Source organism: Kitasatospora sp. NPDC058032 (assembly GCF_042885845.1).
GTDB lineage: Bacteria > Actinomycetota > Actinomycetes > Streptomycetales > Streptomycetaceae > Kitasatospora.
In genome coordinates this window covers 1-13144 of the sequence record NZ_JBHVRK010000009.1, presented here as the reverse complement: position 1 = coordinate 13144, position 13144 = coordinate 1, and the positions used below count along the sequence as shown (strand labels likewise).

Annotated in this window: 14 protein-coding genes and 4 pseudogenes; 8 read left to right on the top strand and 10 right to left on the bottom strand. The window is 70.1% G+C overall.

What is annotated here, in order from left to right; translation table 11 throughout:
- Positions 1-83 precede the first annotated feature (83 nt).
- Together ACFVUH_RS16645 and ACFVUH_RS16640 are read right to left on the bottom strand one after the other, a co-directional pair.
- A pseudogene (locus ACFVUH_RS16645) lies at positions 84-292 on the bottom strand (transposase); the annotation flags it as partial.
- Positions 293-921: 629 nt separating this feature from the next.
- Positions 922-1479 (bottom strand): NUDIX hydrolase, encoded by a 558-nt coding sequence (locus tag ACFVUH_RS16640; RefSeq protein WP_387913905.1) that lies wholly within the window; start codon positions 1477-1479, stop codon positions 922-924.
- Between the two features lie 351 nt (positions 1480-1830).
- Between ACFVUH_RS16640 and ACFVUH_RS16635 the strand changes: the two genes are divergently transcribed.
- Positions 1831-1974, top strand: coding sequence for a hypothetical protein (locus ACFVUH_RS16635; RefSeq protein WP_387913903.1), 144 nt, complete (start codon positions 1831-1833; stop codon positions 1972-1974).
- 158 nt (positions 1975-2132) lie between these two features.
- Here the strand turns inward: ACFVUH_RS16635 and ACFVUH_RS16630 are convergent, their stop codons facing one another.
- Positions 2133-2543, bottom strand: coding sequence for a hypothetical protein (locus tag ACFVUH_RS16630; RefSeq protein ID WP_387913901.1), 411 nt, complete (start codon positions 2541-2543; stop codon positions 2133-2135).
- Between the two features lie 268 nt (positions 2544-2811).
- Between ACFVUH_RS16630 and ACFVUH_RS16625 the strand changes: the two genes are divergently transcribed.
- Positions 2812-3228, top strand: a complete 417-nt coding sequence (locus tag ACFVUH_RS16625) for a DUF2690 domain-containing protein (protein WP_387913900.1) — start codon at positions 2812-2814, stop codon at positions 3226-3228.
- Between the two features lie 91 nt (positions 3229-3319).
- On the opposite strand, the gene ACFVUH_RS16620 is transcribed toward ACFVUH_RS16625, so the two are convergent.
- Positions 3320-3970 carry a restriction endonuclease gene (locus ACFVUH_RS16620; RefSeq protein WP_387913899.1) on the bottom strand — a complete coding sequence of 217 codons (651 nt, stop codon included), beginning with the start codon at positions 3968-3970 and terminating at the stop codon, positions 3320-3322.
- Between the two features lie 229 nt (positions 3971-4199).
- On the opposite strand from ACFVUH_RS16620, the gene ACFVUH_RS16615 reads away from it, so the two are divergent.
- Both ACFVUH_RS16615 and ACFVUH_RS16610 read left to right on the top strand, forming a co-directional pair.
- Positions 4200-4400 (top strand): hypothetical protein, encoded by a 201-nt coding sequence (locus ACFVUH_RS16615; RefSeq protein WP_387913898.1) that lies wholly within the window; start codon positions 4200-4202, stop codon positions 4398-4400.
- A 619-nt stretch (positions 4401-5019) separates the two neighbouring features.
- Positions 5020-5628, top strand: coding sequence for an SMI1/KNR4 family protein (locus tag ACFVUH_RS16610; protein WP_387913897.1), 609 nt, complete (start codon positions 5020-5022; stop codon positions 5626-5628).
- A 126-nt stretch (positions 5629-5754) separates the two neighbouring features.
- Here the strand turns inward: ACFVUH_RS16610 and ACFVUH_RS16605 are convergent.
- From ACFVUH_RS16605 to ACFVUH_RS16595, 3 genes and pseudogenes are all read right to left on the bottom strand, one after another.
- Positions 5755-6093 (bottom strand): annotated as a pseudogene (locus ACFVUH_RS16605) (transposase); the annotation flags it as partial.
- 159 nt (positions 6094-6252) lie between these two features.
- Entirely contained in the window at positions 6253-6756 is a 504-nt protein-coding gene (locus ACFVUH_RS16600; RefSeq protein WP_387913896.1) for a hypothetical protein, read from the bottom strand.
- Between the two features lie 250 nt (positions 6757-7006).
- Complete coding sequence (locus tag ACFVUH_RS16595) at positions 7007-7735, bottom strand: hypothetical protein (protein ID WP_387913895.1); 729 nt, start codon at positions 7733-7735, stop codon at positions 7007-7009.
- A 124-nt stretch (positions 7736-7859) separates the two neighbouring features.
- Between ACFVUH_RS16595 and ACFVUH_RS16590 the strand changes: the two genes are divergently transcribed.
- A complete protein-coding gene (locus ACFVUH_RS16590; RefSeq protein ID WP_387913894.1) occupies positions 7860-8405 on the top strand; it encodes a hypothetical protein in 546 nt (181 codons plus the stop codon).
- Here ACFVUH_RS16590 and ACFVUH_RS16585 read toward each other — a convergent pair.
- Complete coding sequence (locus ACFVUH_RS16585) at positions 8362-9156, bottom strand: IS5 family transposase (protein WP_387913893.1); 795 nt, start codon at positions 9154-9156, stop codon at positions 8362-8364. The two genes, ACFVUH_RS16590 and ACFVUH_RS16585, sit on opposite strands and share 44 nt — an antisense overlap.
- Positions 9157-9475: 319 nt before the next feature.
- Between ACFVUH_RS16585 and ACFVUH_RS16580 the strand changes: the two genes are divergently transcribed.
- From ACFVUH_RS16580 to ACFVUH_RS16570, 3 genes and pseudogenes are all read left to right on the top strand, one after another.
- Positions 9476-10240: a class I SAM-dependent methyltransferase gene (locus tag ACFVUH_RS16580; RefSeq protein ID WP_387913892.1), complete on the top strand. Its 765-nt coding sequence runs from the start codon at positions 9476-9478 to the stop codon at positions 10238-10240.
- Between the two features lie 214 nt (positions 10241-10454).
- A pseudogene (locus tag ACFVUH_RS16575) lies at positions 10455-10843 on the top strand (transposase); the annotation flags it as partial.
- Entirely contained in the window at positions 10824-11150 is a 327-nt protein-coding gene (locus ACFVUH_RS16570; RefSeq protein WP_387913891.1) for an FAD-dependent monooxygenase, read from the top strand. The pseudogene ACFVUH_RS16575 and the gene ACFVUH_RS16570, both read left to right, overlap by 20 nt.
- 387 nt (positions 11151-11537) lie before the next feature.
- Here ACFVUH_RS16570 and ACFVUH_RS16565 read toward each other — a convergent pair whose 3' ends face one another.
- Positions 11538-12092, bottom strand: a complete 555-nt coding sequence (locus tag ACFVUH_RS16565) for a hypothetical protein (RefSeq protein ID WP_387913890.1) — start codon at positions 12090-12092, stop codon at positions 11538-11540.
- Between the two features lie 462 nt (positions 12093-12554).
- Positions 12555-13144: pseudogene (locus ACFVUH_RS16560) on the bottom strand (hypothetical protein); the annotation flags it as partial.

The window sequence follows — 13144 nt, the reverse complement described above, 5'->3', positions numbered from 1 at the left end:
GCGGGTGCGTCTCGTCGTGTGCGGCGCCTGCACCCCAGGGTGGGGGCGCCCCCCCCCCCCCCCCCCGCCCGCCCCGCCCGCCCCCCCCCCCCCCCCCCCACGGCGGGGACCTTCGCGAGCAGGGGCAGCAGCTGGGTGACGTCGTCGCGGTTGCCGCCGGTCAGTGACACCGCGAGCGGGATGCCGCGGCCGTCGACGAGGACGTGGTGCTTGCAGCCCGGTCGCGCGCGGTCGACCGCGCTCGGCCCGCTTTTGGGCCTCGTCGGGCGGCCCGGACGTGGGTGGAGTCGATCCGGGCGAAGCGAGGGACGCACGACCCGGAGGAGCGGGGAACACCGGGACACGCTCGGGCAGCGGGTGGGCCGGGTCGACCCCGGCCTGCATCGGCTGCCGCAACGGCCTCCCCTTCGCTCTTCCCCACCCCGGGACCGCGCGCCACTTGCCTTCCCAGAGCACCGGGCACGGGTGGCAACTGGGTCACCATCGCGGACCACCGGACTGGGCCTGGCTGGGCGTGGCGTGCTCCGCCCCCGCACCCGTGGGCCGGCGCCAAGGGCTGCGCTGGAGCAACCCCTGCCGCTTGCCCCATGCCGTCGGGCCACTGTCAGGGCCGTGGCCGGCCCCGTCGTCGGCCCGTCACCGCACCGGCCGGACCGTGGCCGGTCCGGTCGGTGCAGTTGCCCTCGGTGAAGGTGGCCGGTGCCTGTGCCGGGCTATGGTCACCTGCCGTCCTGGCCTGCCCCGATCGCCCTGGCCTCTCCACCCACTGAGCAGTTGCCGACGTCACCACCCACCTGACGAAGACTTTGGGGTCACCCCCGCCTGCGCGGGGAGGACGTTGCAGGGCTGACGGCGGTCTCGGCGTCGAGGGGCTGGCGGGCGGCGTCGATCGACGAGGAGACTCGGGCAGGCCAGGCCAGGTCAGCGGCCGGCGGTGGCGAGACGGTGCGGCCCGAGGTAGTAGGAGAGGGCGGCGTGCGAGGGCCCGTCGGACACCTCGCCGCCGACCAGGAGCTTGACCACCTCCGTCTCCGGCAGCCACTCCACCCGGGCGGCCTCGGAGATGTCCTGCGGTTCGCCGATCCGTGTGCACCCGGTGATGTGGTATGCGCGGAAGTGGGCGTCGCTGATTCCCGCCATGGCGTCGTACTCGGTCATCAGCTCGACGCGGCCGGGCCGCCAGCCGGTCTCTTCTTCGACCTCGCGGGCGATCGCGGCGGCCGGCGCCTCTCCGGGGTCGGCCCACCCGGCGGGCACCTCCCAGCCCCACCGGCCGGTGATGAACCGGTGCCGGTGGATCAGGAGGAAGTTCCCCTGTTCATCGGTGACGACGGCGGTGGTGGAGGCCCGGGGCATGCGGACGACGTGGTGCTCGACGCGGCCGGTCCCGGGGATGTCGACGTCATCGAGCCACAGCTCGACCCACGGCGAGCCGTAGACCTGCCGCCGCCCGTAGACCTGCCACTCCGATCCCGGCACCGGGTCCTCCTCACGCGCGTGCGAGCTGGTGCCCCGACTCTCTCACGCGCGCGGCCAGTTCCAGGACGGGCCGCTCGGCCGCCCACGGGGCGATGATCTGCTGGAGCGTACGGGCCCAGAGTATGAGCGGCTGAACGACTGCGGCCCCGGCGAGGTCGAGGGCAGTACGAGGGCACCGGCCGGTGAGCGCGGACCCGCTCGGCGTCGCGGTCGTCGACACCTCCGTCCTGCCGGCGGCGTTCAACCGCAAGGAAGACCTCCACGTTCAGGGCGCCGAGGCCCTCTCCCTCTCCGGGGCCCTGGGGCTGAGCGGCTCCCCCCCCGCGCCTGCGGGGAGGACCGCACCGCCGAGTGGCCGGACGCACAGATCGACGGCTGACCCAGCGCACCGACAAACGCGCGATGGCCTCCCTCGCCGCCCCCAATGGAGGCCAGCAGTGGACCACGGCCACCGAGGCCTTCGCCCGGCTCCGCGTTACCGGCGGCAACTGGTGACCGATCAGCCCGACCACGAGCAGCCGGCCCCGCTGCACGTCTTCCTCCCCGACGCCGCCGAACAGGTCGGGCTCCCGCACCGGCTCTGAGCGAAGTGACCGGGCTGGTGGCCCGCCTCCTCTCGGAGCGAGCCACCAGCCCGGCGTCCACCACATGGGTCAGCAGTAGATCCGTGCTGACCGTTCCGGATCGGCGGCCACGTTCGCCACGAAGAGACCGAGGTCGAAGTGCTCGGCTTCGGCGAACGGCGTCAAGTCGTCCTTCAGGCCGTACCACTCGGGCGGGGCCGGATAGCGGAGCTTGATGATCTGTCCTACGGCCAGGACACAATCGGCTCCGACGACATGGTGCTGGACGTCAACGGACCCGTCGAGCCGGACCACTTCCTCGCCCACCCGGAGTCGGAGCCCGCCTGCCTCCCGGTAGAGCACGACATCGGTGGCGGCCAGCTTGCCGTAGTGACCACATGCCGTCTCCGAAGGCTTGACGCTTCTCACGTGGTCCGTTGCACCGGTCGTGGGATCGAAGTGAGCGACGAGGCCGGCGGTCTTGAAGGATGCGACGAGCATGGCTACCTCTTACCCAAACCCAGGTCCTGGCCACCGGTCCGTGTTGCGCTTTCTCGGATCGGTGCTCAGGCCGAAGAATCCGCCCGTTCCGGTGACAGCGGATCGGACCGACCCGGGTGCGCGGGTGTTGAGCTCCGAGCGCCGACGGATTCGAGTTCTGGCGCCCTTCCGTTGCGGGGTGAGTGCATGAGAAGAGAACCGGCACCGGCTGGAGCGGCGACTCGCCGTACGCAGGGGTGTCGGGTCCCTGGAATGTCAGGAGAAACTCGTGTTTAAGAAGGCTGTCGGTGTCGCTGTCGCGGGACTGGTCATGGCGGCGTTGTTGCCCGTCGGGACGGCTGAGGCCGCGACGTGCAGGGGGGCCGGGTGCACGGGCAAGAACCCGATCTCGACCGGTTGCGGGGATGACGCCCGCACCATCGACACGATCTCGCCGGCTGGGGGAGGCCCTGTGGTCGAGCTGCGCAATTCCGCCACCTGCAGTGCAGCGTGGGCCCGTATCGAGAAGGCGAACAGCAACTGGCGGTTCAAGATTGAGATCAAGGGTGGGGCGTCGTATCTCGCCAACGCTTCGCTCGATCGCCAGGTACCCACAGCCATGGTCGGGAGCAGCAACGCCTACCAGGCCTGTGTGGAGCAGTACGACGGGGCAGGCGGCTCCTGGTCGTGCACCGGCTGGCACTGACCGCTCAGAGCGAGACTCCCGGGAACCGGAGCCCGCCGGCGGTGGCCCCGGCTGCAGGCGCGTCTCGTTGGGATGCGTGATGGCCGGGGTGTCAGTGCCAGGGAGGTCGGCCGGTGCCCTCGGCCCACAGGGCGAGGGCGCGGTGGTCGGTCATGCGGATGCCGACCTGCGTGCAGAACGCGGCGGCGGCCTTGGTGAACGTGCTGGTGGTGACGACGACGGCGAGGTCGCAGCCGTGGATGTCGCGGTAGGTGCCGTTGACCGTCTGGACGTCTTGCGAGCCGACCAGGGTCTTGGGCCCGTAGCGCTTGGCCTGGATGAGGATGCGCTGCCCGCTGGGGGTGGTGGCGAGTACGTCGGCGGCCAGGTCGCCTGATCCGCCGACGACGGTCACCCGCGTGCAGCCGTCGCGCCGGCACAGGTCGGCGAGCGCGTGCTCGAAGGCCTTCGGGCTCATGGTCATGAACGCGCCGATGTGGCGCAGCTGCGCGGTGCGTGCGTGGTGGGCGCGGCGGTCTGCGGCGGCGCGGGCGCGGACTGCGGCGACTGTGGTGGTGAGGGCGATCGCGATGATGCCGGTGAGGGCGAGGAGGTGGTGGGCCAGCCATTGGACGGCGACGGTGGCCAGGGAGAAGGCGACGAGGGCGCCCACGCCGAGCAGGACGGCCTGGTCGCGCGCCTGGCGGGCGCGGCGGCCTCGGCGGGCGATGGTGGTGCGTCGGCGTGCGGGCCTGCGGGCCACGGTGTTCCCCTCCTGGTCCACGGTGTGGCGGTGAGCCTAGGGGCGGACGGCGTCGTCACGTTGGGGAACCGGTAAATCACGGGGCCGGCTGTGGCGACTTGACCGGATCCGGATGGTGGGAGGCCGAACGGCCTGCGCCGGTGCGGCCTGTTTTCCCGATCCGGGCCCACCGTCAGTGATGTTCTGGCATCCTCACCCAGAGTTTCCGACATGTGACACGGGGTGGGCTTTGCAGTACACGATCAGCGCGAGCGCGTTCCTCGCGATCATCATCGTCGTCCGCCTGCGCAGGCGGACCGAGGCCCGGTCCCGCAACGACGAACTGGTGACCGTGCTGAGCGCCGTCACCCTCGGGGTGCTGATCGCCGCCACCCCACTGGGCCAGGGCATCCACCAGCTCGTCGAAGCGCTCGTCCGGGCCCTTCAGTGACCGCGCCGAGCCGGCGGCCCCCGCTCCGGCGACTTCACCACCGGGGCGTCGAGAAGAAACGCGCGCCGGCCGTAGTGCAGGCAGCGGACGACCTCGGTGTTCCACTCGACGACGGCCAGATCATCGTGACGCTTCCGGAGGAGTGACAGGAGGCGATCGAGGGCACCCGTGCGGGCCGAGCTCGCGGTGTCTCACATGTGGGCCACCACCGACCTGGTCCTGCCGGTGCGCGCCGGTCGTCGGCCTCAAGTGCCGCACCGTCGAGCTCACCGACCTGATCGCCGACCAGGCGAAGGTGGGGACCGTCATCGGGCACCCGTTCGGCGCCGACGACCGCCGGTTGGGCTGTCTCCAGCTCAGTGGCCGGCATGCTGTCGACGAAGCGCAGGCCCGAACGCTGACCGAGCAGCTGCGCGCGGCGATCGAAGACATCCGCGCCGCCCCCGAACGAGTGATGACAGTGGCCGGCTGGCGATGGCCGCCAGGTCGAGCGGCCGATGCCGAGTTCCGCGAGCACGTAGGCCGGCCAAGCGGAGGAGGGGTATGGGGCAGCCGATCACACCGGTGACACCGATACCGGTGAGCAGGTAGTTTGCGGAGGACAGAGAGAAGAGTTCGCATGGACTCCCGGATCGCCCGCATCCGACGCAAGCTCGCCAAGGTGCCCTATGCCGCGCTGCGGAGCTACTCCTTCGGTGAGGAGAAGCACGGGTTCCGCCTCGAACCCCCGTTGCCGGACGCGAAGGTCGCCGAGCTCGAGGCCGACCGCCACATCGAACTGCCCGCCCCCTACCGCAGCTTCCTGACCACACTGGGCGGGGGCGGCGCATCGCCTTTCTACGGCCTGCTGCCGCTGCATTCATGCCGGCTGTTCACGATGGACCCCCGCGGCGAGCCCGGCCGCCCTCGGGGGTTCACGTTCGCCGGTGGCCCGTCTCACCGAGGTGACCTGTTCCTGCACATCATCGAGGCGGGGTGTTCCGACCTGGTGCTTCTCGGCATCACGGGTCCCCTGGCGGGCAGCGTCGTCACCGGAAACGCCGACGGCTTCTGGGGCCCCAACGTCTCGTCGGCCACGGACTTCCTGGCCTGGTACGAACGCTGGCTCGACCACATGCTCGCCGGGCGCGACAACCGCGACCTGAACCTGACCTCACCCGCCCTGCGAGCGCCGGCCGACCGCATCGAGAGACAGCACCGCGACCGCAAGGATCTGTCACGGCTCTGAGAATCCGAAGCCGCGTCATCCGGTTGAGAATGGAGACGAAGCCACAGGTCGCATGGTTGCTCGTATGACATGGAAGCCGAGAACCTGCACCCCTGTAGGGCCCTTTGGGCGCGTATGCAGTTCTGATCAAGCGGTGGCTCGGGTGAGGTCCTTGAGCCAGATCATCGAGCCGCGGAGCTGGAGGCCGGCGAGATAGCTCGCGGGGTTCTTGTCGCACCTCGTGGCGGCGCCGCGCCACGCCTTGAGACTGTTGATCAGGCGTTCGACGGTGTTCCGCTCCTTGTAGAGGCCGCGTCGCCCACGGGCCGCCCGCCCCTGCTGCCGCGGCGTTTGCGGTGGGCGGCCCGGTCCCGCTTCTCCAGGATGACGGCCTTTCCGCGTGCGCAGGTGGGCGCGGTTGCCGTGGGACGAGTAGGCCTTGTCACCGGTGACAGCCCCGAGCCGGGTCCGCGGGCGGCCCACCGGCCCACCGGCCCGCGGACCCTGACCTTCATGAAGACAGGGCTGGCGATCGAGGTGTGTCCGGCCGTGGCCAGCCGCTGAGGGGGCGAGACCGGCGGCCCCGGGCTCGAGGTGTCCTTTTTCTGGGCCAGTCGGCCCGGAAGGCCGGTGGGGGCCGGCAGCTCAGTGTTTCGGTCCGGCCGGTATCGACCGCTGAGCGGCGGACAGCCGGGACTTGGCGATGTTGCGGATGCGTCGGGTGCGGCCACTCTCAGCCAGAACCTCCAGAACGGTCACGGCTGAGGACTTCTCGGCTGCGCGAAGCTGTAGCCAGTTGGAGGCCGCGAGCAGGCTCTTGGCGGCCCACGACTCGTCCAGGGTCATCGCCCGCAGCAAAGTCCACTCGTTGAGGCGTCGTGTGGAGAAGTCGTCCACCACAACGGCGCCGGCCATTTCCAGGTACCAGGAGGGATAGCCGGGATCCGCGAGCAGTTCAGCGGCCCGTCTGTCGAGGTACTCACAGACGGCACTGTTCGCCATCCCCTTGTCGGGAACGGTGAGTACTCGGGCGACAAGGGCAACGGCATCCACCGGGGCCACCTCGTCGAACGCCCTCCGGTAGCGAGCAAACCGCACATGCTCGTCCGGGTCCCAGCCCGAATCCGCAGAGACCGCGCCGCTCGACATCACCGTCGCCCCTCTCAACCAACTGGTGGATGGAAGCCTGCCACAACCGTGGCACCCCTGATGCGTGTCGAAGCCCCGCAGAGACCCGTTCGGGTTCGGCGAGACCGGGCACGTTCATCGGCTCTGTCGCTGATCTTGTGATGTGGGCGTCTCTCCTGTGAGCCTTGGCGAGTCAGCCCTGGCCGGCGCTGCGGAGCGCCACCGAGATGTGACTGAATCCGAGGAAAGACGATCCGACCGCCTTCACGTATCACGAAGACTCCCAGTAGAAGCGTCCCTCCAGCCGGTCGGGGCTGAGGAAGCCGAAGCCGTACCCATATCCGAAGTTGAGGAAGTACCTGTCACCATCGTCAGGGCTGTCCTGAAGCCGGATGAAGAAGAGCCACGGCTCCTCGACCTGCGCTGTTGTATGCGGGAACGACGCAGTCCCGCCGAGATACTCCACCAGGGCGGCGCCGAAGAAGTCGACGTCGTCAGGACTGTCGCCGCGCATGAACGCCTCCCACGCCACGTCGCAGGCCACCTGCCGCTCAAGGTGATCCGGCACTGTCGCGAAGTCCACATGGAACTCGACAGGGATCTCCTCTTCGTCGGGGCCCCAACGCCACAGGGTTCGACCGCGGGTGTCGGTATCCCCGATGGACGCGAACGGCGGGATCCGGCCGCCAGGCTGCACGAGCAGTAGGGCGTCACCATCCTGCGGGCCGAGGCCGCCCATAATGCGGCCGTCTTCTCCGACAAAGAGGTACGCGAGCCGGAGCTCGTCCCCAGGGACCGGAAACTGGCCGATGAACACCAGGGGGTGGCCAGTGACCGGATCAACTGGCCAGCAGGGCTCTTCGAGCCAGACCGGCTCGCCACCGAGCTTCGCGACCGGCGCGGTAATGGGCTCGTCCGCTGCCCGGAGTGTCAACGTCAGCCGCGGCAAGAACGCCGCGTCATAGGGGCCGCGCGCCCCCGCAGATGGTCGCGAAAACATGGCGAGAGCCTAAGAAGCTGTTGCCATTCCGGGCTTGAGGGCTGCGTTTTCGCTGGTCATGTATAGGGTCGGCGGTCTCGGGGAGTGGTGACGTGTCGAGTCGTCGCTCTGGTGGAGGTCGGGGATGCCGTCGGTCGTGGGGCTGTTGGAACAGCGTGAGCTCACCGATCGCCGTCGCATGGACGAGTTGCGGGAGGAGGCCGACCGCATTAACGCGGAGCTGGCCGTGGTCGAGCGGGAGTGGAACGAGTGGGTCATCGCCCGCTCACGTGTCGGTGAGGTGCTGTCCCCGGGCGGCGGCGCCGCCGACGGTCCTGACGCCGCCGAGGACCTGCCGGATCGCGGTGCCCCGCCGATGCCGACCTGGCCTTCGGAGGCGGCGAAGCCGAAGTCGATGGTTCCGGTGTGGCGTGCGGGGTTGGCCTGGTCGGCGCTGTCGGTGGACTACCAGCGGATCCTGCGGGCTCTCGCGGACCGGGACCGGCTCGGCCAGGGGCCGCTGACGTGCCAGGAGATGGCCGTCCGCTTCGGTCTGGATCCGGTGCCGGGGAAGGTGGAAGCGCTGCGGTCGAAGGCGAAGCGGCTGGTGGCGCGGGGGTGGCTGGCCGAGCCGGCATCGGGCCGGTTCACGCTCGCGTCGGGCGTGGCCGGGCCAGGCGGCGGGTCATGAGCTGCGTCATCGACCAGTAGATCACCGCCTCGGCGGTGCTGGTGGTGGATCGCTCGAAGTCGCGCACCAGGCGGCGGCTTCGCATCAGGTGGGCGAAGAACCGCTCCACGATCCAGCGCTTGGGCGGCACGACGAAGCCGCGCATGTCGTCGCTGCGTTTGACGATGGCGAGGGCCAGGGCGAGGGCGGCGAGGCAGTACTGGACGAGGCTGCCGGTGGAGCCGCCGTCAGCCCAGACCAGAGCCAGCAGGTGATGCGAGGCCGCGACCCGGGCGAGCAGGACCTGCGCGGCGGCGCGGTCGCCGACATCCGCGCTCGTGACCATCACGGCGAGCAGCAGGCCGAGCGTGTCGACCACGGCGTGCCGCTTGCGGCCGTTGACCAGCTTGCCGCCGTCGAAGCCGCGGCTGTCGGCGCCGACGACGGCGTCCGCTTTGACCGACTGGGAGTCGATCACGCCCGCGCTCGGCTCCGGATCCCGCCCGGTCTGTTCGCGGACCTTGCGGCGGAGCCGGTCGTGGAACTCCTTGACCAGGCCCAGGTCGCGCCAGCGGCGGAAGAAGGCGTAGACCCGGTCCCAGGGCGGGAAGTCGGCCGGCATGGCCCGCCACTTGATGCCGTTGTCGACCAGGTAGCGGATCGCGTCCAGCATCGCGCGGTGGCAGTACGCCTCCGGCTGCCCGCCCCGGCCCCGTAGCCAGCCCGGCATCGACAGCAGCGGCCGCACCACCGCCCACTCGGCGTCCGACATGTCCGTGGGGTAGCGGCGCTCGCGCACCCCGTGATCGCCAGCGTTCCCGAACCGGTGTGCCAGGCAGTCACACGTGAGAGTGACCGAAGTGGACCCCGCTCCCGCGATGCCGTAGAACTGCGACAACAGGGTCTCCTGGATTGCTCGTTGGCGTAGACACCCTTTGAGCTATCAAGAGGCCCTGCTTTCATGCGCGGTACCCGCCACGGTCACCCGATCGAGACTCCCGCTTGATCGGATCCCCCTCGAGATCGCAGCGGCAACAGTCGGTGAGTAAATCCGAAGCACCGTCTGCCCCGGTCGTGTCAGGATTCCTGGCATGTCTGCTCGTGCACTGAGCTTCGGCGCGATCGCGGGAGCCTACGAACGGTTCCGGCCCGGTTATCCCGAAGAGCTCGTTGACATGGTGATGAGGTATGCGGGCCAGCCCGTCCGGACCGCACTGGAGATCGGTGCAGGGACCGGCAAAGCAACCCGCCTCTTCGCCGCGCGCGGGGTCGCGGTCACGGCAACAGAGCCGGACGAAGGCATGCTCGCCGAGCTGCGCAAGACGATGCCGCCGTGTGTGAGGGCAGTCCGGGCTGCATTCGAAGATCTTCAGCCCGGCGAGACCTACGGCTTGGTCTACGCGGCGGCGGCCCTGCACTGGACACGCCCGGAGGGCCGGTGGCCGCGAGTGGCCGCGCTCCTGGAACCGGACGGGGTATTCGCCTCGTGCGGAGGTCCTTTTCAGCTGGCCGACCCGGCCCTCGCGGAGGCCGTGCGCGCGGCGCGGGCGCCCTTCCTGGAGAGCGACGACATTCCCTCGCCCGACGGAACCGATCCGAGCGAGGAAATGCAGTGGCCGGGTACGGAGCTCCAACGGTTTCAGTTGTTCTCTGACGTGCAGCAGTCCGTCATCAATCGGCGCTTGACTCTGAGCGCGCCCGACTACGTAGGGCACCTGTCGACTATCTCGGCCTACCTCCAACTGCCGCCCTCGAGGCAAGAGGAGGCGTACGCCGCGATCGCGCAGGTCCTGCCCGAGACCGTCGAGATCGCCGCTGACATCACCGTCCACCTCGCGCGTCGGCGACCCGAGTAGTGGAGCCAGCTCGCTCCGAGGACCATCGCCCTCGATCCTCAGCGTCGGGATGACCCGTACGCCGGATCCTCCGGCCCCGACATCCATCCCGATCGAGCAAACCCGTTCGAGCAGCACCGCTCACTATCGGAACGACAACAGTCACTAACTGATCATTTCAGAATGAGCGGGTTCCTCTCTTGCGCCCGGCGATCTTGATCGGCAGGCTGTCCGGGTGCGTGTAGATCTTGTTCCGGATGATCTGTGGGAGCGAGTGGCTCCGCTGCTTCCGCCCGCTCCCGAACGGCGTCACCGCCACCCCGGGCGACTGCGAGTCCCGGACCGGGCGGCCCTGGCCGGCATCATGTACGTGCTGCGGACCGGAGTCGCATGGCGCGATGTCCCCGCGCAGACAGTGGGCTGCTCCGGTGTCACGGCCTGGCGCCGGCTGCGGGACTGGACCGAGGCCGGCGTCTGGCCCAGCCTGCACACCGCACTGCTGGCCGAACTGCGCCACGCGGACCTGCTGGACCTGGACGACTGCGCTGTGGACGGCTCACACGTCCGGGCCCTCAAAGGGGGGACGCACTGGAGCCGGGGCCGGATGGTGCTGACCGGGGACGCGGCCCACGCGCCGTCCTCCAGCTCCGGTCAAGGGGCCTCACTGGCGATCGAGAGTTCGGTGGAACTCGCCCGCTGTCTGCGGGATCTGGCCCTGCCGGGCGCGCTGGACCGGTACGAGGAGCTGCGCCGCCCGCGGGTCGAGCGGATCATCAGGCAGACCGGGCGCATCAACAGCAACAAGGCGGCCGGCCCGGTCGGGCGGGTGCTGCGCGACGCGCTGATGCCGGTCGGCATGAAGCTGATGAACCAGGAGAAACTCTCCCGGCCGCTGCGGTACCGGATCGACTGGGCGGAGCCGGCTGCCTGACGGCCGGCCGGAGGAGATCCGGTGGCCGGACCCGTGGGTGGGCGGGGGTGGTATCGGCACGACGGCCGGCAGCATGTCGATCGACACGACACGCCGGTGGGCGGAGCGGTTCGGCCGCCGGCGGCCAGGCACCCGGTGGATGCAGCAGGTCGGGGGACTGCCGAGCGGGAATCGGCGCCGAAGCGACTCGGGGCCGTCCACAGTAAGACGTTCGCCGCCCCGGAAGGGCTGCGTGCCGCACGGGCCGAGGACGGGGCCGCCCGTGCCCGGCTGAGCCCCGTGCGCGGCGCCCCGCCGCCTTCCCGACCCGACGAGCCGGGGACCCGGCAGTCGGCACGTCCGCACGGCCCTTGGCGCATGCCGGTCGGGACGGCCTGTCGGAGGGCGTCAGCGCTGCTCGGCCGCGGGCCGGTTGGTGGCGTCGACGACTCGCGCCAGCTCGCCTGCCGATTCGGGGGTCAGGCGGTAGAACCCCTGGAGGCCGATGGAACGTTCGAGGCGGCCGTCCACCACGTACTTCAGGCCCCGGGTCCGGCCCCGGAGGTTGCGCCAGGTCAGCCGTTCCAGTAGGTCGCCGGGTACCGGGGTCTCGAAGTCCACGGGAGTGGCGTCCACGTGCACGGGTGTCGCGCCGCAGCCGGCGGCGCCGAGCATCGACCAGTCGTCGTGGCCCGGAAAAGCGGGATCGTTCCACGTCGCGGGCGCGGTGCCGCAGCAGTCGCGGCGCTCCCTGTCGAGCACGCGCATCCGGCTCACCACGAACACCTCGCGCCGGTTCACGTGCAGCGCGTACACCTCGTCGCCGACCCGGGCTCCCGACCAGGACGGCAGGGAGGTGTGCACCCCGCTGTAGGCGACCGGCGGCCGCTCGCCCGCACGTCCGGCCCGGCGCAACGCACGGCAGGTGTCATGAGTCCACAGGACGGTGAAAGCATCAGACATGCCGTGATCGTAGGAACGAGGTCCGACATTCCCCGGCCAGACCTTTCCGGGACTGGCCGAGCTCCGGCGGCACGGGGCAGATCGCCTGCCGGAGGACAGCCCGGTACTGATCGGGTGCGGCGGCGGCGAGCAACTGGGAGCGGACGGTGGTGGCGGCCTCCCGGGGCGCCGGGGTCCTCGTCCACCGGGGGTGGTCAGTTTGGTGGCCGTGTCGAGCGCCGGTACCCAAACGGCCGCCTCCCGTGCGAGGGGTGCCAGATCGTGTGGTGCTGCTGGCGGATCCGCAGTTCAGCTGACCGCCGTGGTCGGCCGGGACTCGTAGAAGGTCTTCGCATTGTGCGTCTGGTCCGTTCCCGCTAGTGCTCTGACCGCATCGGTTCGCCGGGTTGCGCAGCCGCTGGCTGCGTTTTGTCCTCATCGCCGGGGCGGAACCAGCAACCATCCGGTCACAGCACCAACGGCTCACGGCCCAGTAGAGTCAGGGTCGGCATGCAGGGACAGGACCGCGACGTCGCCGCCGAAGCCCACCACGAGCGAGCCTTCCGGGGTCACGGTCAGCGCATGGACTGGCGCGGGAAACACCAGCTCCCGGCCGATCTGCCGCCCGGTGGCCAGCTCCCACAGGCACACCGTTCCATCCGAACCACCGGTGACGACCCGGAGTTCTCCACCGATCACCGCGGTCACCACCGCGGACACGGTGCCTTCGTGGCCGACCAGCCTGCCGACTTCCCGTCCCATGACCAGGTCCCACACGCGCACGGTGGCGTCGTAACCTGCCGTGATCGCGTGGGCTCTGCCGCCGACGACCGCCGTCGCGACCGCCCACGCCTCGCCGTCGTGGCCCGGCAGGGGCTCCCCGACCGGTTGTCCGGTGGTCAGGTCCCACTGCCAGACCTTGCCACCGCTCATACAGCCCACCGCATGGGGCCTGTCATCGATCACCAGCGTGTCGATGGAGGTTTCCCCCGGAACGTGGACACCCTGGACACTTGGATCGTGATGATCCGGAGAACAGGAGTTCCCGTTGGGGACGTATAAGTACTCGGCTG

Coding starts and splice junctions, on each gene's coding strand:
- ACFVUH_RS16600 (WP_387913896.1), bottom strand. CDS start 6,756: ATGTCGAGCGGCGCGGTCTCTGCGGATTCGGGCTGGGACCCGGACGAG.
- ACFVUH_RS16590 (WP_387913894.1), top strand. CDS start 7,860: ATGCCGTCGGTCGTGGGGCTGTTGGAACAGCGTGAGCTCACCGATCGC.
- ACFVUH_RS16570 (WP_387913891.1), top strand. CDS start 10,824: ATGGTGCTGACCGGGGACGCGGCCCACGCGCCGTCCTCCAGCTCCGGT.
- ACFVUH_RS16630 (WP_387913901.1), bottom strand. CDS start 2,543: ATGCTCGTCGCATCCTTCAAGACCGCCGGCCTCGTCGCTCACTTCGAT.
- ACFVUH_RS16610 (WP_387913897.1), top strand. CDS start 5,020: ATGGACTCCCGGATCGCCCGCATCCGACGCAAGCTCGCCAAGGTGCCC.
- ACFVUH_RS16565 (WP_387913890.1), bottom strand. CDS start 12,092: ATGTCTGATGCTTTCACCGTCCTGTGGACTCATGACACCTGCCGTGCG.
- ACFVUH_RS16580 (WP_387913892.1), top strand. CDS start 9,476: ATGTCTGCTCGTGCACTGAGCTTCGGCGCGATCGCGGGAGCCTACGAA.
- ACFVUH_RS16595 (WP_387913895.1), bottom strand. CDS start 7,735: ATGTTTTCGCGACCATCTGCGGGGGCGCGCGGCCCCTATGACGCGGCG.
- ACFVUH_RS16585 (WP_387913893.1), bottom strand. CDS start 9,156: ATGTCGGACGCCGAGTGGGCGGTGGTGCGGCCGCTGCTGTCGATGCCG.